Origin of the sequence: Kitasatospora sp. NPDC056783, from assembly GCF_042789895.1 — a bacterium.
Lineage (GTDB): Bacteria > Actinomycetota > Actinomycetes > Streptomycetales > Streptomycetaceae > Kitasatospora.
Window position 1 is genome coordinate 1 of the sequence record NZ_JBHUAF010000082.1, and the last position, 20,528, is coordinate 20,528.

Sequence of the window (20,528 nt, forward strand, 5' to 3'; positions counted from 1 at the left end):
CGGCCGGCACTCCCCGCGGGGAGTGCCGGCCACCGGCGTGCGTCGGCGCGGGGCCGGACGGCGGGACCGCTCAGTAGCGGTACTGGTCCGACTTGAACGGGCCCTCGACCGGGACGCCGATGTAGTCGGCCTGCTCCTGGGTCAGCGTGGTCAGCTTCACGCCCAGCGCGTCGAGGTGCAGACGCGCGACCTTCTCGTCCAGGTGCTTCGGCAGCACGTACACACCGATCGGGTACTGCTCGGTCTTCGTGAACAGCTCGATCTGCGCGATCGTCTGGTTCGCGAAGGAGTTGGACATCACGAACGACGGGTGACCGGTCGCGTTGCCCAGGTTCAGCAGACGGCCCTCGGACAGCATGATGATCGTGTGGCCGTCCGCGAAGCGCCACTCGTGGACCTGCGGCTTGACCTCGGTCTTCACGATGCCGGGCAGCTTCGCCAGGCCCGCGATGTCGATCTCGTTGTCGAAGTGGCCGATGTTGCCGACGATCGCCTGGTGCTTCATCTTCTCCATGTGCGAGGCGAGGACGATGTCCTTGTTGCCCGTGGTGGTGATGAAGATGTCGGCGATCGAGACGACGTCCTCCAGGGTGGCGACCTGGTAGCCGTCCATCGCGGCCTGCAGCGCGCAGATCGGGTCGATCTCGGTGACGATGACGCGGGCGCCCTGGCCGCGCAGCGACTCCGCGCAGCCCTTGCCGACGTCGCCGTAGCCGCAGACGACCGCGACCTTTCCGCCGATCAGGACGTCGGTGGCGCGGTTGATGCCGTCGATCAGCGAGTGGCGGCAGCCGTACTTGTTGTCGAACTTCGACTTGGTCACCGAGTCGTTGACGTTGATGGCCGGGAACAGCAGCTTGCCGTCACGGTGCATCTCGTACAGGCGGTGGACACCGGTGGTGGTCTCCTCGGTCACGCCCTTGATCGTGGCGGCGACCTCGGTCCACTTGTTCGGGGTGTCCTTGAGGGTGCGGTTGAGCAGCTCCAGGATGATCCGGAACTCGTCGTTGTCCGCGGTGGACGGGTCCGGCGCGACGCCGGCCTTCTCGAACTCGACGCCCTTGTGGATCAGCAGGGTGGCGTCGCCGCCGTCGTCCAGGATCATGTTCGGGGTCTTGCCGCCGGGCCAGGTCAGGGCCTGCTCGGTGCACCACCAGTACTCGTCCAGGGTCTCGCCCTTCCAGGCGAAGACCGGCACGCCCAGCGGGTTCTCCGGGGTGCCCTCCGGACCGACGGCGATCGCGGCGGCCGCGTGGTCCTGGGTGGAGAAGATGTTGCAGGAGCACCAGCGGACCTCGGCGCCCAGCGCCGTCAGGGTCTCGATCAGGACCGCCGTCTGGATCGTCATGTGCAGCGAACCGGTGATCCGGGCGCCGGCCAGGGGCTGCGCCTCGGCGTACTCGGCGCGGATCGCCATCAGACCGGGCATCTCGTGCTCGGCCAGCTGGATCTCCTTGCGGCCGAACGGCGCCAGGGAAAGGTCGGCGACCTTGAAGTCACCGGTGATGTCGGTCGACATGCGTCTGCTCCTCGCTGATGGGGGTGGGGCCAAAGCTCCGGGCGTGCGTCGCGTGCGTCAGGCCGTACGGGTGCACGGCCACGACGGGGCCACCGGATCCTGGTGGACCGGTTCCCGTTGCGCGGCACAAACCGTCGGAGGACCTCTCTCCCTCGACCGGCGCACACCCCGGGAGGTGCGGACCGCCGATCGACCGCCATCAGCAGCGACGTTCTGGCTCTGGTGACGAATCTACACCGACGGCCCCATCGGCCGTCCTCGGATGACCGATTTCGAGCCCCGGTCCGACCGGGGCTCGACCCGGGCCCAGGCCCGGCGGGCCTCAGTGGTCGACGGCCGGGCCGGGGCCGCCGGGCGTGGCGGCCGGGTCCTCGCCCGCCGCGGCCTTCTCGGCGCTGTAGACGTCGGGCTCCAGGTAGATCGCCCGAGCGATCGGGACGACCGCGCGGACCCGTGCCTCGGCCGCGTCGATCGCCTCCGCCACCCGGGCGGCGCTGTCCTCCGCGTTGACGGCGACCTTGGCGGCGACCAGCAGTTCCTCCGGGCCGAGGTGCAGGGTGCGCATGTGGATCACGCCGGTGACGGACTCGCCGTCCACCAGCGCCTCCCGGATCCGGCGCACCGACTCCTTGGAGGCGGACTCGCCGAGCAGCAGCGACTTGGTCTCCAGGGCGAGCACCACGGCGATCACCACCAGCAGGACGCCGATGCACAGGGTGCCGACGCCGTCCCAGACGCCGTTCCCGGTGATCACGGTGAGGCCGACGCCGAACAGCGCGAGCACCAGGCCGATCAGCGCGCCGCTGTCCTCCAGCAGCACCACCGGCAGTTCCGGCGCCTTGGCGGTGCGGATGAACTGGGTCCAGCTCTGCTTGCCCTTCGCCTTCTCCGACTCCCGCACCGCGGTGAGGAAGGACCAGCCCTCCATGGCGATGGCGAAGACCAGCACGCCGACCGCCCAGCCCCAGGCGTCCAGCGCCTCCGGGTGGCTGACCTTGTGCCAGCCCTCGTAGATCGCGAACAGGCCGCCGACGGTGAACAGCACGATGGCCACCAGGAAGCCGTACACGTAGCGCTCGCGGCCGTACCCGAAGGGGTGCTCCTCGTCCGCCGCCCGGCGCGCCCGCTTGCCGCCGATCAGCAGCAGCACCTGATTGCCGGAGTCGGCCACCGAGTGGACGCCCTCGGCCAGCATCGAGGAGGAACCGGTGAAGCCGAAGGCGGTGAACTTGGCGGCCGCGATCGCGAGGTTCGCGGACAGCGCCGCCACCAGAGCCTTGGTGCCGCCTTCGGTACTCATGCCACAGCTTCCTCACGGTCGATCAGCCTCGTCGAGCGCCAACCGTACCGGCCGGACGGCGCCGCCCGGCCGACCGTCTCAGGACTGCGCGGCGGCGAGCCCCAGGTAGACGGCGGCGAAGTCGGTCAGCGCGACCAGGTCGGCCAGCGCGTGCAGCGCGTCCGGGCGGGCGCTCGCGTACTCGGTCAGCCGGACGTCGTGCGCGGCGGCCAGCCGGTGCGCCCGGGACACCCCGAAGCTGCGCGGTCCGGCGTCCTCCTCCGGCACCTCGGCCGGGCCGTCCCGCCCGTCGTCCGCCGCCGTGCCCGGGGCGTGCCGCAGCAGCAGCACCTGGAGGTGCAGCGGGTCCGGCTCCTCGACCCGGTCGCGGAAGAAGTCGTCCGGGTCCGCGCCCGCGCCCAACTGGCCGGTGAACATGCCGCGGTGGGCGGTGAGCACCTGCGGCAGCGGCCCGGCCAGGGCCGGGCGTCCGGCGCGGTCGGCCAGCTGGGCGGCGAACCGGGTGGCGGCCGCCCCGGCGATCGGGCCCTCGGCCCAGAGCAGCGGCACCGTCCCGGCCAGCCGCGCGGCCAGGCCCTTGGCCGGGTTGGTGTACGCGGCGGCGTCCGGGCGGCAGCGCACGGCGGCGGCGTCCAGCAGGTCGGCGACGCCCGGCAGCGCGTCGTACGGGAGCTGGCTGACGCCGATCTTCTGGGCGAGCGCCAGCATCGGGGTGAGGTGGGACCAGAGCGCCGCCGGGTCCTCGGCCGGCAGGTCCGGCTCGGCGGGCGCGACCGGCGTGAGGTCCTCGGGCAGCACCGAGGCCACGAAGGGCAGCGGCAGCGCCCGCACCTGGAGCGCGGCCTCGGCCAGGGCGCTGCCGGCCGGGGCGGTGACGACGATCGCGCAGCCGCGCGCGTACGCCTGCTCGGCGAGGCTGACCAGGCCCTGCTCGCCACCGTCGGCGGAGCTGATCACCAGCAGGTCCAGCGGGCCGGCCCAGCCGGGCAGCTGCCAGCCCAGGCCGGCGGTGAAGGCGGGGCGGGCGCCGGCCCGGTCGGCTCGCGGGGCGGCCGCCTCGGTCGGCGGCAGCGGGGCGACCAGGGACGCGGTGCCGGCCAGCGCGGCCAGCATCTCGGCCGCGGTCAGCGCGCTGCCGTGCCCGGCGACCAGGACGGCGCGTGGGCGGCCGTCCGGGCGCAGCCGGTCGAGGCCCGCCGCGTCGGCCTGCCGCAGCGCGGTGCGGACCCGTGCGCCGGCGCCGGCCAGGGCCAGCAGCGCGCGGTCGCGGTCGGCGCGCTGGAGGGCGGCCGGGTCGTCGAGCAGGGTGTCGTCGAGCATGCGGCAAGCCTCCGGCTGCGGTCCAGGGCGCGCGCTCCGTGTGGGCGCCGGGCGGTCGGGTGGGGCGGCTGACCCCCCGCGGGTGCGGGGAGGACCTTTCGCGACTTGCGGTGGAGCGGTGGAGCGGTGAGGCCTCGGGGTCGGGGCTCTCGCCCCCAGGATCAGGCCGGGCGGCGGGCCTCGTCCACCAGGAGGACCGGAATGCCCTCGCGGACCGGGTAGGCGAGACCGCAGTCGGCGCCGGTGCAGACCAGCTCGGGCTGCTCCTCGGTGCCGCCCTCGACGAGCGCGGCCCGGCACTGCGGGCAGACCAGGATCTCCAGCAGGAAGGATTCGAGCTTCATGGGGCTCTCCAGAGTTCGGGGGTGGCACGGAGGTGCCCCGGCCGATAGGAAACCCTACCGGCCGGGGCGCCGGGGCCCGTGGTCAGGCGCTTGGCTCGGCCGACGGGCTCAGCCGCGGACGACGGCGAGCACGCCGTCGCGCAGCTCGGCCATCTTCGCCGGGTCCTTGGCCTCGACGTTCAGGCGCAGCAGCGGCTCGGTGTTGGAGGCGCGCAGGTTGAACCACCAGTCCGGGCCGGCCACGGTCAGGCCGTCCAGCTCGTCCACCGAGGTGCCCTCGCCGGCGTAGGCGGCGCGGACGGCGGCGGTGCTGGCGGCCTGGTCGGCCACGGTGCTGTTGATCTCGCCGGAGGCGGCGTAGCGGTCGTACTCGGCGGTGAGCGCGGACAGCGTGCCCGGCTGCCCGCCGAGCGCGGCCAGCACGTGCAGCGCGGCCAGCATGCCGGTGTCGGCGCGCCAGAAGTCGCGGAAGTAGTAGTGCGCGGAGTGCTCGCCGCCGAAGACGGCGTCGGTCTCGGCCATCTCCTGCTTGATGAAGGAGTGGCCGACCCGGGTGCGCACCGGCTTGGCGCCGAGCTCGCGGACCACCTCGGGAACGGTCCAGGAGGTGATCAGGTTGTGGATGACCGTCGGCTCGGCCTCGCCGGCCTCCCGGGCGCGGGTGATCTCGCGGACGGCGACCAGGGCGGTGATCGCCGACGGGGAGACCGGCTCGCCCCGCTCGTCCACGACGAAGCAGCGGTCGGCGTCACCGTCGAAGGCCAGGCCCACGTCGGCGCCGACCTCGCGGACCTTGGCCTGGAGGTCGACCAGGTTCTTCGGGTCGAGCGGGTTGGCCTCGTGGTTCGGGAAGGTGCCGTCCAGCTCGAAGTACATCGGGACGAGCTCGATCGGCAGGCCGTCGAAGACGGTCGGCACGGTGTGGCCGCCCATGCCGTTGCCGGCGTCGACCGCGACCTTGAGCGGGCGGATCGCGGTCAGGTCGACCAGGCCGAGCAGGTGGTCGGCGTAGCCGCGCAGGGTCTCCTGGGCGGACAGCTCGCCCGGCTTCACGTCCCGGGCCGGGACGGTGACGGTGTCGTCCTCGGCGGTCCAGGACTCGACCAGCTCGCGGATCTCGGCCAGGCCGGTGTCCTGGCCGACCGGGGCGGCGCCGGCCCGGCACAGCTTGATGCCGTTGTACTGGGCCGGGTTGTGGCTGGCGGTGAACATCGCGCCGGGCAGGTCGAGCTTGCCGCTGGCGTAGTACAGCTGGTCGGTGGAGCACAGCCCGATCTGCACCACGTCGGCGCCGTAGGCCGCGGCGCCCTCGGCGAAGGCCAGGCTCAGCGACGGGGAGGAGGGCCGCATGTCGTGCCCGACCACGATCGCGGACGCGCCGGTGACCTGCACGAACGCGGCACCGAAGGCCCGGGACAGGCTCTCGTCCCACTGGTCCGGGACGACGCCTCGGACGTCGTACGCCTTCACGAGCTGCTTGAGGTCGCGCACTGCGGCTCCACCCTGGTCTCAGAACTGATCAGATGCCGTCGGACCACCACCCGTACGGTCGACGGGCGTGGTGACGGTAGACGGGCAGCGTACCCGGGCCGGACGAACGACCCGTGCCGGGTGAGCCTCAGTTGTCGGGAGAGCGCAGCACCCGGAGGTGGCCGCGGCGGCCGCCCTCGGTGGACTCGCCGTCGGTGCCGCGGCCCTGACGGGGAGTCTGCGGACGGGCTGCCTCGCGCACCGCGTTGGCGAGGGCCTCCAGGTCGTCGCTGCTGCGGCGCAGCGGCCCGGCCTCGGCGACGAGCCGGACGACCTCCCAGCCGCGCGGGGCGGTGAGGCGCTCGGCGTGCTCGGCGCACAGGTCGTAGCAGTGCGGTTCCGCGTAGGTGGCGAGCGGGCCGAGGACGGCCGTCGAGTCCGCGTAGACGTACGTCAGCGTCGCGACGGCCGGTCGGCCGCACGCGGTCCGCGAACAACGACGTACAGAGCTCACGAGGGTGGACGGTACCGCACTCCTCGCCGGGGAGCGAAGACCGCCTGCCCGGAGGGGGTGCCGTGTCGCCCTCCGGGCGCCGGGGCCGAGTCTGCGACGCCCGGTGCGATTCCCCGCCGGAGTGGTCCACTTCCGACCGTCCAAGGACTACCCTCGGCAGTGATATGGACAGCTCCGCACCGCAGTCATCGACAGGCCCAGCGCGCCGCCCCCGGCACCGTGACCGGCACGGCAGGGGCCTGCGCGGCCCGCTGGCGCCGCCCCAGGTGCCGATCTCGCTCACCCGCTCCGAACTGTTCGACGACTACGTGCGCGAGTCCGTCGAGCGCCTCGAACGGCGGTGGCCGCAGTTGATCGAGGTCGAGTTCGCCGTCCAGGAGGTGCCGCTGCACGAGCCGGACGCCGCCGACGCCGAGGACGGCGTGCCGCTCGGGCGGGTGTCGCCGGGCGGGCAGGGACGCAAGAGCCAGATCGTGGTGTACCGGCGGCCGGTGGAGATCCGGGCGAAGACCCGGGAGGACCGGGCGGCACTGGTGCACGAGATCCTGATCGAGCAGGTCGCCGAGCTGCTCGGGCTGTCCCCGGACGCCATCGACCCGCGCTACGACGAGGACTGACCGGCCGGGGCGGGCGCCGGACTGCCCGCCCGTCGGCCGCTCAGCGCAGGACGACGCCCGGGTCCTGGTCGGCCCGCGGGACCTTGACGGTGCTGCGGTCGTCACGCAGCGCCTGGATGGTGAACATCGGCACGTCCTTGGCCGGCAGGGACAGCATCCGGGCGGCGGCCACCGGACCGCCGGACACGGTCTCCACGGTGAGCGCGAAGACCCCGTTCAGCCCGGCGGGCTCGGGCGCCGGGAGGGCCACCGTGCCGCCGGCCGGGAGCTGGACCTCCTTGGTGGCCGGGGTGCCGCCGCCGCTGCCGGCCGAGGCGGTGACCCGGACGGTGGCGGCATCGCCGGTGGAGGTCAGGAACAGCGTGGAGGCGCCGGCCCGGTTGTCGGCGACGGTGGCGCGGGCGCCGACCGGGTTGCCGCCGGTCAGCCAGGCCGCGTCGGTCTTGCCGTTGGCCGCCGCCCGGTCGATCCGCAACCCGGCCACGACCGGGGTGCGGTGCTTGTCGTCGCTGGGCGACAGCCGCAGCCCGGCGACCTCCTCCCGGGTGACCTTGCCGAGGTCGACGGCGGCCACCATGCCCGCCTTGACGTGGATCGACTCGTTTCCGGCCGGGCTGAACCAGCCGTTCTTGCCGGACAGCTGGATCTTCAGGTCGGCGTCGTCCTCCGGCGGCGCCCAGACCACCAGGCGGGCCGCGGCGGTGTCGGCGGGCAGGCCGGGCAGCACCTGGGTGGGGGCCGGGTCGGCCGAGGCCGGGACCCAGTCGGCGCCCTTGCCGCCGTCGGCGGCGTGCAGCGCGGCGCCGATCCGGCCGGAGCGCACCACCACGTGCACGGCCAGGTCGGTGACCGCGCCCTTGCTGAGGGTGGACAGCAGGACGGACTGGGAGCTGCCGGGCGCGACGGTGAGCCCGTTGGCGGCGTCGTTGTCGATCAGGCCCTTGTCGCCGTACAGCTTGATGTCCACCACGGCGGCGGAGGACTCGGTGTTGACCAGGCTGAGGTAGTCGACCCGGTCGGCGGCGGTACTGGCCCCGGCGAACCAGAAGCTCGTCCCGGCCGGGGTGCAGGTGAGGCCGGACAGGCCGAGGCCGCGCTGTTCGGTGACCGCGGTGGTCTGGGTGACGGTGAAGCCGGGGGCGAGGGCGCCGTTGGCGACGGCCCCGGTGCCGGGCGCGGCGTCGCCGTTGGCGGCCGGGCCGGTGGCCGGGGTGCCGGGCTTGGCCAGGGTCAGCCGGGCGTCGGCGGGCGCCGCGTTCTTGTCCCGGGCCGGCCCGCTCGGGGTGCCCGAGCCGGTCGGGGCCGGGGTGGCGGGCGCCGCCGGGGCGGCGGTGGTCGGCTGGGCGGCGGGCGCGGCGGGGGCCGCCGCGTCGGAGAGCCAGCCGGCCCCGCCGGTGGCGGAGCCCGTACCGGGCGGGGTGTAGGCGGTGAGCGTGGTCGAGCCGGTCAGGCCCTGGAGCGGCTGCGGGCAGACCGCCGCCGTCCGCTCCACCTGCGCGGTGGCCGGGGCCGTTCCGGCGCCCGCCTCGGCGGGGGCGGCCGGCGGGCGCAGCTCGGCGATCCCGAACACCGCGGCGAGCACCACGGCCGCGGCGAGCAGGGACTGGGTGGTCTTGGCCGCGCCGGCGCCGGCCCCGCCGAACCGGCCCGGACGGGCGGCGGACGGGGCGGCGGACGGGCGCTTCGCGGGCGTGGCGGGGGCCTCGCCGGCGCCGGACTTCTTCCTGAATGCGGGCTTCTTCATCGCGGGTCAGCTCCCCGATCCGTGCTGGTGCGGGTACCGGCCGGGGCCGTTGGGGTCGTTCGGGTCGTAGTAGGGCTCGCCCTGCTGCGGGTAGGCCTGCCCGCCGCCCTCGTACCCGTGGGCCTCGTAGCCGTACGGCTGCGGCTCGGGCTGGTACGGCTGCTCGTAGCCCTGCTGCGGGTAGGCCTGCCCGCCGCCCTCGTACCCGTGGGCCTCGTAGCCCTGGCCGCCGTACGGCGCGGCGACCGGCTGGGCCGCGTACTGGTCGTAGCTGTACGGGTCGGCCTGCTGGTACGTCTGGTACGGGTCGGTGTACTGCTCGGCGTCCTGGACGGCGGCGGCCGCCCGGACGGCTCCGGTCACCGGCTCGCCGGCCGGCTGCGCCGGGATCGCGCCCGGCCGGCCCTCGTACACCCCGCCCTCGTCGGCACCGCCCTCGGTGCCCTCGCCGCGCTCGGCCATCCGGCGGGCCCGGCGGCTGCCGGGGGCGGGGGCCTGCGCCTGGGCGGCGGCGGCCAGCGCGGCGGCGGCGACCACCTCCTCGGGCAGGTCGTCGTCCTTGTGGCTGCGGCGGCCGGGCAGGGCCAGCACCAGGATGGTGAGGCCGAGCAGCACCTGGGCCCAGATCCAGCCGGTGTGGGCGGCGCCGGCCTCCCGGGTGACGGTCAGCTTGCCGCCGGCGGCCGGGAGTTTGAAGCCCTGCGCCCAGCCGTCGACCGTGGTGGGCTCCAGGGCGGTGCCGTTCACGGTGGCCTTCCACTCGGCGGCGGCGGACTCGGCGAGCCGCAGCACCCGGCCGTCCGGGCCGGCCGGGACGGTGGCGGACAGGTCGCGGGCGCCGGACGGGACGATCACGGGGGTGGCCCCCGGGGCGGTGATCACCGCCCGGACCGCGGCGGCGCCGTTGACCTGCCAGAGCGCGGCGGCGTTGTCCTGGTTGGCCTTGACCAGACCGGGGGTGGTGTCCAGGACGTCCTTGAAGGCGTCGACCACCGGCTGCTGGACCAGGACGTAGGCGATGCCGTAGCCGGAAAGGGCGCTCGCCTGGTCGGCGCCGGAGCCGGCCAACAGGCTGCCGACCGTCTTGTCCAGGCCGCTCCGGGTGCCGGTCGCCGGGTCGACGGTGGACTCGGCCTGACCGAGCGTCAGACCGGCGCCGCGCAGCACGGTGTAGCGGACCGCGCCGCCGCCCTTCTCCCCGGTGACGACCAGGGTGCGGGCCCGGTCGGTGGTGCCGGCCTCCTCGGCGATGAACGCGGGGACCTGGTCGGCCTGGCCGCGCTTCAGCGGGCCGCCGGCGCCGGTCAGCGCCCACCACAGGCCGGTGCCCAGCGGGGCCAGCACGGCCGAGGCCACCACCAGGGCGGCCACCGGCTGGCGCCAGCCGAAGGCGATCCCGGCCACACGGGTGTTGGCACCGTCGGCGCCGATCGCGGCGGCGGCCAGCAGGGCGATCCCGGCGATCAGGGTGGCCGGGCCGGCCCAGGCGGGAACGGCCGGGCCGCCCGAGGCCGGGGTGACGGAGGTACCCGCCACCGCGACCGAGAAGATCAGGCCGGCGCCGGCCGCGCCCCAGGCGGCGAGCACCGCGCGGCGGCGGTCGGCGCGCAGCAGTGCGGCCAGCGCGGCGAGCACGACACCCGCCGAGAGCCAGACCGGCGGCACTCCGGCGCCGCCCGGGTTGACCAGCAGCAGGCCGGCCGCGCTCGCGCCGGTGCCGTGCAGGCCGGGCAGCCCGGCCTCCAGCAGCAGCCACCGCGGGTGCGACAGCACCTGGAGCGACCAGGGGGCCAGGACCGCGACGGGCACCGCGAGGATCACCAGGACACGCAGGCCGAGCAGCCGCAGCGCGCTGACGCCGGAGCCGAAGGCGCCGCCGCGCACGATCGCGACGACCAGCATCGCCAGGCAGAGCGGAAGCGCGAGCGCCCACGTTATCGGGACGAAGGCGGTGGCCAGCGTGAGCAGCAGGACGGTCATCCAGACCGGGCGCCAGCCCGGGCGGGCGCCCTGGGCGGCGCTCTCGTCGCGGATGCCGAGGCCGGCCGCGATGGCGGCGGCACGGGCCAGCGGCGGCAGCAGCACGGCGAGCACCGCGGTGCCGATCCGGCCCTGGGCGAGCGCGCCGGTCGCGGCGGGCAGCAGCGCGTAGGTGGCACTGGCCCAGGCACGGACCAGTTTGGAGTCCAGCAGCGGCCGGGACACCAGGTAGGCGCTGACCGCGGACAGCGGGACGGCGAGCACCACGATCAGGGTGAGCGCCAGGTCGGCGTGGTCGAACAGCAGCCAGGAGAGCACCGCGAGGACGCCGAGGTACGGCGGTGCGGCGGCGGTGGAGCCGGTGCCGACCGGGTGCCAGGCGTCCGCGTACATCGACCAGAGACCGCCGGCGCCGTCGGCCGCGGGCAGCAGGGCGCCGCCGAACAGCGCGCCGCTGCCGAGCAGGCCGCGGCAGGCGACCAGGGCGAACACCAGCAGTGCGGCGAACAGCACCGGCGCCGGGCGCCGGGCGAGCTTCTTGACCAGCGCGAACTGCTCGACGACCAGGTCCTCGGCGTCCTCGTCGCCGCCGGCCTCGGCCGAGCCGTGCCGGCTGCCGGTGTCGTCGGCACCCCCTATCCCGAGCGAGCCGATGACGCCCTCGACCGCCTGCCGGGTGGTGGCGCCGGGGGCCGGGAAGAGCGTGCGGTCGTCCAGGGCGTCCGCCGACCTGGCCTTGGCCCGGCGCTTGCGCGCGGCCAGCAGCCTCGGGAGGCGGACGAGTTCGTGACCGAGCCCGGCGAGCTCGTCGACCGCCTGGCGGGGGTCCTTGCCGAGCAGGTTGGTGACGGCCCGCACCAGGGTGCCGAGCACCAGCCGCAGCAGGACGTAGGGGAAGAGCGCGCCCTTGCAGTTGGTGAGCAGGGTGTAGACCGCGCCGGCCTTGTCCACCCGGTGCGGGTGGGCGGGCCCGCAGTCGATCGCGCGGCGCTCGCGGCTGGCCGCCTCGGCGTGCCGCAGCACGGCGTCGGGGGCGACCACCACCCGGTGGCCGGCGGCGTTGACCCGCCAGCAGAAGTCGGTGTCGTCCCGCATCAGCGGGAGGGCCCGGTCGAAGCCGCCGAGCTGCTCGAAGACGTCCCGGCGCACCAGCATGCCGGCGCTGGAGACGGCGAGCACCGGGCGGACCTGGTCGTGCTGGCCCTGGTCCTGCTCGCGGCGGTCGAGACCGGTCCAACGGCGGCCGGAGCGGGCGATGGTGACGCCGACCTCCAGGAGCTGGCGGCGGTCGTACCAGCTGCGCAGCTTGGGGCCGACCACGGCGGCGCTGGGGGTGGAGTCGGCGACCTGGAGCAGCCGGCGCAGCGCGTCGGTCTGCGGTTCGCAGTCGTCGTGCAGCAGCCAGAGCCACTCGACCGGCTGGGTCTCGCGCGGGCCGCCGCGGCCGAGGTCGTCCTCCTGGGCGAGCGGGTCGCCGAAGTCGTCCCAGCCGCCGGTGACCGGGTCGTAGCCGGACGGGTCGAGCCGGTACGGCAGGTCCTCGGGGCGCAGCTTCGGGCTGCCGGCCACGGCCTCGCCGACGGCGGTGCCGAAGCCGGCCCGGCGGCCGAGGAGCAGCGGGCCGCTCTCGGGCAGCCAGTCGGCGAGGGTGTCCGCGAGCAGTTGCGGGGAGTTGTCGGTGGAGCCGGTGTCGACCGCGAGGATCCGCTGGACCTGCCGGTCCTGACCGAGCAGACCGGCCAGGGCCTGCGGGAGCCAGCGGGCGCCGTCGTGGGAGACGATCACGGCGGTGACCAGGTGGCGCGGATAGGCGGGCGGCCGGGAAGCGGTGGAGCCGCTCTGGTGGCTGTAGACGGTCATCGCGTGCGCGGGCCCCAGTTCTCGGTGGACACAGCCGGTGAACGGCAACCGGATGGCGCACCACACTAACGGCTCCCGATGGCCGCTTCGTCCGGGGCGTGGGTGCGGAGACGGTGAAGGGGCTCCGGGAACACGAAAGCGCCCCACCATCGCGGTGAGGCGCCCGTACGGCTGTGCGGTTCTCCCTCCTTGTCGGAGGGTCAGCGGGGGTCAGGGGCCACCCGGGTCAGACCGCGCTCTTCTTGAGCCGGCGGCGCTCGCGCTCGGAGAGGCCGCCCCAGATGCCGAAGCGCTCGTCATTGGCGAGGGCGTACTCCAGGCATTCCGAGCGGACCTCGCAGGCGAGGCAGACCTTCTTGGCCTCGCGGGTCGAGCCGCCCTTCTCGGGGAAGAAGGACTCCGGGTCGGTCTGGGCGCACAACGCGCGCTCCTGCCAGCCGAGTTCCTCCTCGTCCTCCGCGATGCCGTCCCCGATCAACAGCTCAAAGAGCTCGCTCATCTGGCGCGCCTCCTCTGCCCCTACTTGGCGTCCCCGTGGTTGCCGTTGCCTCGTGCGGCTGACGACACGAGTGAAATTACAGTTGCGTCACTCTGGCCCAGTCAAGCCGAGCTCTGGTATTGGGGCCGGGATTCACTCCCTGGCACCAAGCCGTTACGAATAGTGTACATATTCGGACACATCGGACCTTCGGCCTCAAGGTCCCGAACGCTTCCGAACCATCCGCAACCATTCACCGGGTGACGTTCGGTCACCACCACAGGTCGGTCATCGGGCTGCCTTCCCGGCGATCTTCCCATCGAAACATAGAGAGTGATGAATCACCCCATCCGGGAAAGATCCACACCTAACCCACTCGAATGCCGCATCTTTCGGTTTGACACGGCCCCTGCGGATGCGGTGTCCTTGCTTCCATGTCAGAGTTCGCCGGCCCCCGGAGTGGTTCCGCCCTCCGCCCTGCCGTGAACTCTTGTTGTCGCCTCTGCTCCTGCTGTATCTAGGCGCCCGCGTCCCACCGCGCGCCGCCCCCAGGAAGCACAGAGGCCGCCCGCGATTCCCGCCCCAGGACATCCCGGATCCGGCTGATCCCGACTGGCCAGCCGACTCCTCCGAGGACGACTCCCGTGCGCATGAGCCGCATCCGCAAGCGGAACCGCGACCGCAACAAGCTCGCCCGCCGTGGCCCCGCCACCACCCGTACCGACGCCGCCCGTACCGGCACCCCCGCCGTCGCCCGGCCGTGGGCCGACGGCCTCAGCGACGTCTCCATCGCGGGCGACCCGCTCGCCTTCCCCCACCTGGCCCGCACCGACCTGCCGGCCCACCCCACCACCGTCGCCGGGTACGCCCGGCTGGTCCGCGAGATCGCCGCCGACCGCGCCCGCTGGGAACCGCTGGTCCGCTACGACGCGCTGACCCGCTGGTACGCCCGGCTGGAGACCGGCCCCGGCTACGAGGTCTGGCTGCTCAGCTGGCTGCCCGGCCAGTCCAGCGGCTTCCACGACCACGGCGAGTCCTCCGGCGTGATGAGCGTCGTCCGGGGCGAGCTGACCGAGCGCTCCCTCACGCTCCCCCAGCCTTCGGCCGGGGGAAACCCCAGCGGCGCGGAGGGCCGGGTGCTACGGCCCGGCGGCCAGCGCGTCTTCTCCTCCGGCTACCTGCACGAGGTGGTCAACGGGGCGCTCGAACCCGCCGTCTCCATCCACCTCTACGCCCCCGGCCTGACCGAGATGAACCAGTACGGTGCCACCGCCGTCCCCGAGCAGCACCCGGAGCGGCAGGCGCGGGCCGAGTCCCACTGACCACGGCTGACGGCGAGTCCGACCGTGGCAGGATGACCCCATGCGCATCGTGGCACTGGCAGGCGGAATCGGCGGAGCGCGCTTCCTGCGCGGACTCCGCGCGGCGGTCGGACCGCAGGACGAGATCACCGTGATCGGCAACACCGGTGACGACATCCACCTCTACGGCCTCAAGGTCTGCCCCGACCTCGACACCGTGATGTACACCCTCGGCGGCGGCATCCACGAGGAACAGGGCTGGGGCCGGACCGACGAGACCTGGTCGATCAAGGCCGAGATGAAGGAGTACGGCGTCGGCCCCGAGTGGTTCGGGCTCGGCGACCGGGACTTCGCCACCCACCTCGTCCGCAGCCAGATGCTCACCGCCGGATACAGCCTCAGCCAGGTCACCGAGGCGCTGTGCGTGCGCTGGAAGCCGGGCGTGCGGCTGCTGCCGATGAGCGACGACCGGGTCGAGACCCACGTGCGGATCACCGACGAGCAGGGCACCCGGGCGGTCCACTTCCAGGAGTACTGGGTCAAGCTGCACGCCGAGGTGGACGCCGAGGCGATCGTCCCGGTCGGCGCCGACACCGCCAAGCCCGCGCCCGGCGTGCTGGAGGCGATCGCCGAGGCAGACGTCATCCTCTTCCCGCCGTCCAACCCGGTGGTCTCGATCGGCACCATCCTCGCCGTCCCCGGCATCCGGGAGGCGGTCGCCGCCGCGCCGGCGCCGGTCGTCGGGCTCTCCCCGATCATCGGCGGGGCACCGGTGCGGGGCATGGCCGACAAGGTGCTCGCCGCCGTCGGCGTCGAGGCCACGGCCGAGGCGGTGGCCCGCGACTACGGCCCCGACCTGATCGACGGATGGCTGGTGGACACCGTGGACGGGCCGGCGGTCGCCGCCGTCGAGGCCGCCGGGATCGCCTGCCGGGCCGTGCCGCTGCTGATGACCGACGTCGAGGCGACCGCCGAGATGGCGCGCGCGGCGCTGGCGCTGGCGGAACAGGTGCGGAAGTGACGCTGGAGATCCTCGGCGTCGAGGGCATCCCCGAGATCGAGGCCGGGGCGGACCTCGGCGAACTGATCGCCAAGGCCGGGGCCTACCAGGACGGCGACGTCCTGGTGATCACCTCGAAGATCGTCAGCAAGGCCGAGGGCCGGCTGCTGCGCGCCGCCGACCGCGAGGCCGCGATCGACGCCGAGTCCGTCCGGCTGGTCGCCCGGCGCGGGCCGATCCGGATCGTGGAGAACCGCAACGGCTTCGTCATGGCCGCCGCCGGGGTGGACACCTCCAACACCGCCCCCGGCACCGTGCTGCTGCTGCCCGAGGACCCGGACGCCTCCGCGCGGGCGCTGCGGGCCCGGCTCCAGCGGCTCACCGGCCGCCGGCTCGCCGTCCTCGTCACCGACACCTTCGGACGGCCCTGGCGCAACGGACTGACCGACGTGGCGATCGGCGCCGCCGGCCTCAGCGCCCTGGAGGACCACCGGGGACGCACCGACGGCCACGGCAACACCCTGGAACAGACCGTCGTCGCGACCGCCGACGAACTCGCCGCCGCCGCCGACCTGGTGAAGGGCAAGACCAGCGGCGTCCCGGTGGCGGTCGTGCGCGGGCTCGGACACCTCGTCACCGCCGAGGACGGCGAGGGCGTCCGGCCGCTGGTCCGGCCCTCCGTGGACGACATGTTCCGGCTCGGCACCTCCGAGGCGCTGCGGCAGGCCGTCACCCTGCGGCGCACCGTCCGCTCCTTCACCGCGGAACCGGTCGACCCGGCCGCCGTCCGCCGCGCCGTCGCCGCCGCCGTCACCGCGCCCGCCCCGCACCACACCACGCCGTGGCGCTTCGTCCTGCTGGAGTCCGCGGCCACCCGGGTGCGGCTGCTCGACGCGATGCTCGACGCCTGGCGGCGCGACCTGCGCGAACTCGACGGGTGGGACGAGGAGCGGATCGCCCGCCGCACCGCCCGCGGCGACGTCCTGCGCGACGCGCCGTACCTGGTGGTGCCCTGCCTGGTCACGGACGGCGCCCACGACTACCCCGACCCGCGCCGGGCCACCGCCGAACGGGAGATGTTCACCGTCGCCGCCGGCGCCGCCGTGCAGAACCTGCTGGTCGCGCTCGCCGGCGAGGGCTACGGCTCCGCCTGGGTCTCGTCCACCATGTTCTGCCGCGCCACCGTGCGCGAGGCCCTGGACCTCCCGGACGGCTGGGACCCGATGGGCGCCGTCGCCGTCGGCCGCCCCGCCGAGGCCCCCCGAGCCCGCCCGGAACGCTCCGCGGAGGCGTTCATCGCGGTGCGGTAGGGGTCAGAGACCGCGGTAGACGTCGCGGCGGTTGCCGACGTGAACGACGAGGATGAGCAGGACGTCACCACGAACCTGGTAAACCGCGCGGTAGTCGCCCACCCGGAGCCGGTAGAGGCCGTCGTTGCCGGACAGCTTCTTGACGTCGGGGCCCTCCACGAACGGGTCATCCCCCAGCGCGGTGAGCGCCGTGAGGATGCGCATCGCCGCGAGCCGGCCGATCCCTCGCAGTTGACGCCGGGCGTGCGGAGTGAACCCGAAGGCGTACTTCACGCAGCGCTCCCGGCGGAGCCCTCCGGTGAACCGAACAGGTCCACCAGCAGCTCGGCCATGGTGATGACCGGTTCGTCCAGGTGCTTGCGCGCCTCGCGCGCCAGGAGCTCGTCCTCCGCGTCCTCTATGGCGTCGAGGATCTCGATCGGCACGACCGCTCCGACGCGCTCGCCCTTGCGCGTGATCACGGTGATCTCGCCCGCCTCGGCCTGGGTGACCACCTCGGCAAGGCGCGCGCGCAGTTCCCGGATGTTCAGTGCGTCAGTCATGACTAAAAGCGTACACACGGATGCGTACACACCGCTGCCCTTTTCCGGTCAGCGGTGGCGGTGGTCGTTGGGGGTGAGGCGGGGGCCGTAGCGGGGGGCGCGGGCGCCGGAGGCCAGGAGGAGGCGGCAGACGCGGTGGCGGTGGGGGCGGTAAGGCTCCAGCAGGGCGAGCATCTGGTCGTCGTCGCTGCGGGGGCGGCCGGCCAGCGCCCAGCCGACCAGGTTGGGCAGGTGGAAGTCCCCGACCGAGACCGCGTCCGGGTCGCCGTTGCTGCGCTGCAGGGTCTCGGCCGCCGTCCAGACGCCGATGCCCGGGACGGCGGTGAGGCGGGCGAAGGCCTCCTCGTGGCCCATCGCCGAGGTCTCCTCCAGGCGCGGCGCCAGCCGGACCGCGCGCACGACCGTCGCCGAACGCTTCGGGTCCACACCCGCCCGGTGCCACTCCCAGCTCGGCACCATCGCCCACTCGCGGGCCGACGGCGCCACCCGCATGCCCTCGGCCGGGCCGGGCGCCGGGGTGCCGAAGCCCCGCAGCAGGGTGCGCCAGGAGCGGTAGGCCTCGTCGGTGGTGACCTTCTGTTCCAGGACCGCCGGGACGAGCGACTCCAGCACCAGGCCGGTCCTGGCCAGCCGGACCCCGGCCGTGCGGCGCTGGGCGTCCCGGAGCGGGCCGGGCGGCAGGACCAGCGACTCCGGGGCGTCCTCGGCGCCGAGCAGGGTGGGGAGGCGGTCGAGCAGCCAGTCCGCGCCCGGGCCCCAGGCGCTCGCCTCGACCTCACCGGTGGCCTGCCTCGGCAGCACCCTCAGGGTGCCGATGCCGGCCGGGGTGCGGGAGGCGCGCCAGACGGCGCCGTCGGCGGTGCCGCGGTAGGCGGGGTCGGCGGGGCCGCGACGCAGCGGCAGCAGGGTGCGGGCGACGTCCACCGGGAAGCCCGGCCGCCAGCGCCGTACCGCTTCCACCGCTGTCGCCTCCTGTGTCGGCCCCCGGACATGAACGATACGCCGGGGGTCCGACGGTCTCCGGGGGACGCCGGGGAGGGCGGGACGGGGCGGCGGGAGCGGGGCCCGGATCGGGCGAGGGTCAGTAGACCTGGAGGCGGGCCGCCGTCGCGCGGATGTCGGGGAGGTAGGCGTAGAGGGCGCCGCCGGGGCATTCGGTGCTGACGCCGTCGCGGTGGCCGGAGATGGTGGCGAAGTCGACGACGTCGCCCTTGGTGAAGCGGGTGCCGTTCGCGCCGACGGTGAGGCCGGTGCTGCCGTCGGCCGGCTGGGAGGTGAGGCCGAGCTTCCAGGCGGCGATGGCGGCGAGGCTGTCGAGGAGGCTCTGGGGCGGCTGGTCGTCGACGAAGGTGCCGAGCGCGGCGACGCCCGAGGTGTCGGTGTTGAAGCCGAGGGTGTGGGCGCCGTGGACGGGTTGGTCGACGCCGCCGGCCCGGCCCTCGTAGATGGTGCCGCAGTGGTCGATCAGGAAGTTGTAGCCGATGTCCCGCCAGCCGTTGGTCTTCACGTGGTACTGGTAGATCGACCGGATCATCCGGGGGGCGTCGGAGCAGTCGTAGTCGTTGGTCGTGTCGGTGTGGTGGACGAAGACCGCGCGGACCGGCCCGGTGTAGTCGAAGTCCGGGGCGCGCAGTGACTCGTCGGCGCCCCAGCCGGCCCGGGTGACGATCGCCGGGCGCGGTGCCTGGCCCGAGGCGGGGGCGGCGGGAGTGGCCGGCGCGGCGGGAGCCGCCGGCGTGCCGGGCGTGACGGGCGTGGCAGGCGTGACGGGCGTCACGAGCGTGGCGGGCGGCTCGGCCGGAGGCAGGACGGGATCCGCCGGGGGGATGGTCCGGACCGCGCCGGCGTCCGGTTGGACACCGCGGCCCGGGTCGACCAGGTCGAGCCGCAGCCCGGGCGGCGGCCCGGCGGGCCCGGGCCGGAGCTCGACCGCGACGCCGTCGCTGCGGCCGGTCCACAGCGGGGCGGTGGAACCGCGCGTCGCCCGGTCGGGGCCGTCCTCGGTCTCGGCCTCCAGCCGGTGCCAGTCGGTCCAGTGGCCGGTGGCCGCGTCCCGGGTGCGGACCCGGACCACCGCGCCGGCGAGCGCGTCCGGCGGGCCGTCCCAGCCGAGGCCGAGGAGTTCGAACGGTTCGGTGCCGCGCGGGGCGAGGCCGGTCCCGGCGGGCAGCGGCAGCGAGGTGGTCGAGGCGCCGCCGGCGAAGTCGCGGCGCTGCGGGCCCGGCGCGGTGGTCGCGGTGGCGGCGGGCTGGAGGAGCAGGGCGGTGGTGCAGCCGGCCAGCAGGGCGGCCGGAAGTGAGAGGCGCATGGAACGGATCGTCGCCGCTGTCCGGACCTCCCGCCACGCCGCACGCGCCCGTTCGGACGCCCCTCCCCGACCTCCCGGCCTCCCTCCCGAAGGCCGTAGGCTGGGGCGCACCATGACTGCGCCTTTCGCTGCCGATGCCCGCACCCCCGTCGAGCTGCTGCACGCATTCCTGCGCGGCGGCACCCCTTCGGTCGATCCCGCGGCCCCGCTGGTCACCTTCTACGACGACGCCACCGGCGAACGGGTGGAGCTGTCCGCCCGCACCTTCGACAACTGGGTGGCCAAGACCGCCAACCTCCTCCAGGACGAGCTGAACGCCGGCCCCGGCGACCGGGCGGCGCTGCTGCTGCCCGCCCACTGGCAGAGCGCCGTGTGGCTGCTCGCCTGCTGGTCGGTCGGGGTGACGGCGGCGCCGGGCGGCGACCCGGCCACCGCCGACCTGGTGGTCAGCGGCCCGGACGGCCTGGAGGCCGCCCACGCCTGTGAGGGCGAGCGGGTCGCGCTCGCCCTGCGCCCGCTCGGCGGCCGCTTCCCGCAGCGCCCGGACGGCTTCCTCGACTACGCCGCCGAGGTGCCCGGCCAGGGCGACCGCTTCGCTCCGTACTCCCCCGTCGCCCCGGACGGGCAGGCGCTGGAGACGGTGGTGGACGGGCTGCCGCTGAAGCTGACGGGCGAGCAGACCGTGGCGCTGGCCCGGGAGGGCGCGGTCCGGCTCGGTCTGAAGCCCGGTGACCGCGTCCTGTCCACCCTCTCGTTCGAGGACTGGACGGGCCTGGAGGCCGGTCTGCTGGCGCCGCTGGCCGCCGGGGCCTCGGTGGTGCTGTGCCGCAACTCGCAGGGCCTCGACGCGGGGCAGTGGGAGAAGCGGGTGGAATCCGAACGGGTGACACTGCGTCTGGGCTGACCCCGGACGACGGCCCG

The 20,528-nt window shown here is 74.6% G+C and carries 18 protein-coding genes; 5 read left to right on the plus strand and 13 right to left on the minus strand.

Annotation, left to right across the window (positions count from 1 at the left end; all coding sequences use genetic code 11):
- Positions 1–70 precede the first annotated feature (70 nt).
- From ahcY to ACFRMQ_RS15040, 6 genes are all read right to left on the minus strand, one after another.
- The gene (gene ahcY / locus ACFRMQ_RS15015; protein WP_380730878.1) at positions 71–1,519 is read right to left on the minus strand and encodes an adenosylhomocysteinase; all 1,449 of its coding nucleotides are present in this window, start codon (positions 1,517–1,519) and stop codon (positions 71–73) included.
- A gap of 322 nt (positions 1,520–1,841) precedes the next feature.
- Positions 1,842–2,819 (minus strand): cation diffusion facilitator family transporter, encoded by a 978-nt coding sequence (locus ACFRMQ_RS15020; protein WP_380730879.1) that lies wholly within the window; start codon positions 2,817–2,819, stop codon positions 1,842–1,844.
- Between the two features lie 78 nt (positions 2,820–2,897).
- Positions 2,898–4,139 carry an SIS domain-containing protein gene (locus ACFRMQ_RS15025; protein WP_380730880.1) on the minus strand — a complete coding sequence of 414 codons (1,242 nt, stop codon included), beginning with the start codon at positions 4,137–4,139 and terminating at the stop codon, positions 2,898–2,900.
- 161 nt (positions 4,140–4,300) lie between these two features.
- Positions 4,301–4,483, minus strand: coding sequence for a Trm112 family protein (locus tag ACFRMQ_RS15030; RefSeq protein WP_049659271.1), 183 nt, complete (start codon positions 4,481–4,483; stop codon positions 4,301–4,303).
- 108 nt (positions 4,484–4,591) lie between these two features.
- Complete coding sequence (locus tag ACFRMQ_RS15035; RefSeq protein ID WP_380730881.1) at positions 4,592–5,974, minus strand: phosphomannomutase/phosphoglucomutase; 1,383 nt, start codon at positions 5,972–5,974, stop codon at positions 4,592–4,594.
- 127 nt (positions 5,975–6,101) lie between these two features.
- Complete coding sequence (locus ACFRMQ_RS15040; RefSeq protein WP_380730882.1) at positions 6,102–6,467, minus strand: DUF3499 domain-containing protein; 366 nt, start codon at positions 6,465–6,467, stop codon at positions 6,102–6,104.
- Between the two features lie 164 nt (positions 6,468–6,631).
- On the opposite strand from ACFRMQ_RS15040, the gene ACFRMQ_RS15045 reads away from it, so the two are divergent.
- Positions 6,632–7,084 carry a metallopeptidase family protein gene (locus tag ACFRMQ_RS15045; protein ID WP_380700763.1) on the plus strand — a complete coding sequence of 151 codons (453 nt, stop codon included), beginning with the start codon at positions 6,632–6,634 and terminating at the stop codon, positions 7,082–7,084.
- A gap of 40 nt (positions 7,085–7,124) precedes the next feature.
- Here the strand turns inward: ACFRMQ_RS15045 and ACFRMQ_RS15050 are convergent, their stop codons facing one another.
- The 3 genes from ACFRMQ_RS15050 to ACFRMQ_RS15060 all read right to left on the minus strand — a co-directional run bounded on the left by ACFRMQ_RS15050 (position 7,125) and on the right by ACFRMQ_RS15060 (position 13,167).
- Complete coding sequence (locus tag ACFRMQ_RS15050) at positions 7,125–8,828, minus strand: DUF5719 family protein (RefSeq protein ID WP_380730883.1); 1,704 nt, start codon at positions 8,826–8,828, stop codon at positions 7,125–7,127.
- Between the two features lie 6 nt (positions 8,829–8,834).
- On the minus strand, positions 8,835–12,734 hold the full coding sequence (locus ACFRMQ_RS15055; RefSeq protein WP_380730884.1) for a glycosyltransferase: 3,900 nt from the start codon (positions 12,732–12,734) through the stop codon (positions 8,835–8,837).
- A 160-nt stretch (positions 12,735–12,894) separates the two neighbouring features.
- Positions 12,895–13,167 carry a WhiB family transcriptional regulator gene (locus tag ACFRMQ_RS15060; RefSeq protein ID WP_030062195.1) on the minus strand — a complete coding sequence of 91 codons (273 nt, stop codon included), beginning with the start codon at positions 13,165–13,167 and terminating at the stop codon, positions 12,895–12,897.
- 623 nt (positions 13,168–13,790) lie between these two features.
- Here ACFRMQ_RS15060 and ACFRMQ_RS15065 point away from each other — a divergent pair.
- Genes ACFRMQ_RS15065 through ACFRMQ_RS15075 form a run of 3 tightly spaced genes read left to right on the plus strand, consistent with a single transcriptional unit; the run spans position 13,791 to position 16,757 of the window.
- On the plus strand, positions 13,791–14,468 hold the full coding sequence (locus ACFRMQ_RS15065; RefSeq protein ID WP_380730885.1) for a cysteine dioxygenase: 678 nt from the start codon (positions 13,791–13,793) through the stop codon (positions 14,466–14,468).
- A gap of 40 nt (positions 14,469–14,508) precedes the next feature.
- Complete coding sequence (gene cofD / locus ACFRMQ_RS15070) at positions 14,509–15,468, plus strand: 2-phospho-L-lactate transferase (RefSeq protein ID WP_380730886.1); 960 nt, start codon at positions 14,509–14,511, stop codon at positions 15,466–15,468.
- A complete protein-coding gene (locus ACFRMQ_RS15075) occupies positions 15,465–16,757 on the plus strand; it encodes a coenzyme F420-0:L-glutamate ligase (RefSeq protein ID WP_380730887.1) in 1,293 nt (430 codons plus the stop codon). The genes cofD and ACFRMQ_RS15075 overlap by 4 nt, the downstream gene beginning before the upstream one ends.
- Positions 16,758–16,760: 3 nt before the next feature.
- Here ACFRMQ_RS15075 and ACFRMQ_RS15080 read toward each other — a convergent pair whose 3' ends face one another.
- The 4 genes from ACFRMQ_RS15080 to ACFRMQ_RS15095 form a co-directional block, all read right to left on the minus strand.
- The gene (locus tag ACFRMQ_RS15080; protein ID WP_380730888.1) at positions 16,761–17,030 is read right to left on the minus strand and encodes a type II toxin-antitoxin system RelE/ParE family toxin; all 270 of its coding nucleotides are present in this window, start codon (positions 17,028–17,030) and stop codon (positions 16,761–16,763) included.
- On the minus strand, positions 17,027–17,299 hold the full coding sequence (locus tag ACFRMQ_RS15085) for a type II toxin-antitoxin system Phd/YefM family antitoxin (protein WP_380730889.1): 273 nt from the start codon (positions 17,297–17,299) through the stop codon (positions 17,027–17,029). Before ACFRMQ_RS15085 ends, ACFRMQ_RS15080 begins: the two co-directional genes overlap by 4 nt.
- 48 nt (positions 17,300–17,347) lie before the next feature.
- Positions 17,348–18,259 (minus strand): DNA-3-methyladenine glycosylase family protein, encoded by a 912-nt coding sequence (locus ACFRMQ_RS15090; RefSeq protein WP_380730890.1) that lies wholly within the window; start codon positions 18,257–18,259, stop codon positions 17,348–17,350.
- Positions 18,260–18,380: 121 nt separating this feature from the next.
- Positions 18,381–19,607, minus strand: a complete 1,227-nt coding sequence (locus tag ACFRMQ_RS15095) for a peptidoglycan recognition protein (RefSeq protein WP_380730891.1) — start codon at positions 19,605–19,607, stop codon at positions 18,381–18,383.
- Between the two features lie 112 nt (positions 19,608–19,719).
- Here ACFRMQ_RS15095 and ACFRMQ_RS15100 point away from each other — a divergent pair, with 112 nt between their 5' ends.
- Complete coding sequence (locus ACFRMQ_RS15100) at positions 19,720–20,511, plus strand: TIGR03089 family protein (protein ID WP_380730892.1); 792 nt, start codon at positions 19,720–19,722, stop codon at positions 20,509–20,511.
- Positions 20,512–20,528: the final 17 nt, after the last annotated feature.

Excerpts from the sequence above, each read along its gene's own strand:
- cofD (WP_380730886.1), top strand. The coding sequence starts at position 14,509 with ATGCGCATCGTGGCACTGGCAGGCGGAATCGGCGGAGCGCGCTTCCTG.
- ACFRMQ_RS15100 (WP_380730892.1), top strand. The coding sequence starts at position 19,720 with ATGACTGCGCCTTTCGCTGCCGATGCCCGCACCCCCGTCGAGCTGCTG.
- ACFRMQ_RS15050 (WP_380730883.1), bottom strand. The coding sequence starts at position 8,828 with ATGAAGAAGCCCGCATTCAGGAAGAAGTCCGGCGCCGGCGAGGCCCCC.
- ahcY (WP_380730878.1), bottom strand. The coding sequence starts at position 1,519 with ATGTCGACCGACATCACCGGTGACTTCAAGGTCGCCGACCTTTCCCTG.
- ACFRMQ_RS15045 (WP_380700763.1), top strand. The coding sequence starts at position 6,632 with ATGGACAGCTCCGCACCGCAGTCATCGACAGGCCCAGCGCGCCGCCCC.
- ACFRMQ_RS15030 (WP_049659271.1), bottom strand. The coding sequence starts at position 4,483 with ATGAAGCTCGAATCCTTCCTGCTGGAGATCCTGGTCTGCCCGCAGTGC.
- ACFRMQ_RS15060 (WP_030062195.1), bottom strand. The coding sequence starts at position 13,167 with ATGAGCGAGCTCTTTGAGCTGTTGATCGGGGACGGCATCGCGGAGGAC.
- ACFRMQ_RS15085 (WP_380730889.1), bottom strand. The coding sequence starts at position 17,299 with ATGACTGACGCACTGAACATCCGGGAACTGCGCGCGCGCCTTGCCGAG.
- ACFRMQ_RS15020 (WP_380730879.1), bottom strand. The coding sequence starts at position 2,819 with ATGAGTACCGAAGGCGGCACCAAGGCTCTGGTGGCGGCGCTGTCCGCG.
- ACFRMQ_RS15025 (WP_380730880.1), bottom strand. The coding sequence starts at position 4,139 with ATGCTCGACGACACCCTGCTCGACGACCCGGCCGCCCTCCAGCGCGCC.
- ACFRMQ_RS15095 (WP_380730891.1), bottom strand. The coding sequence starts at position 19,607 with ATGCGCCTCTCACTTCCGGCCGCCCTGCTGGCCGGCTGCACCACCGCC.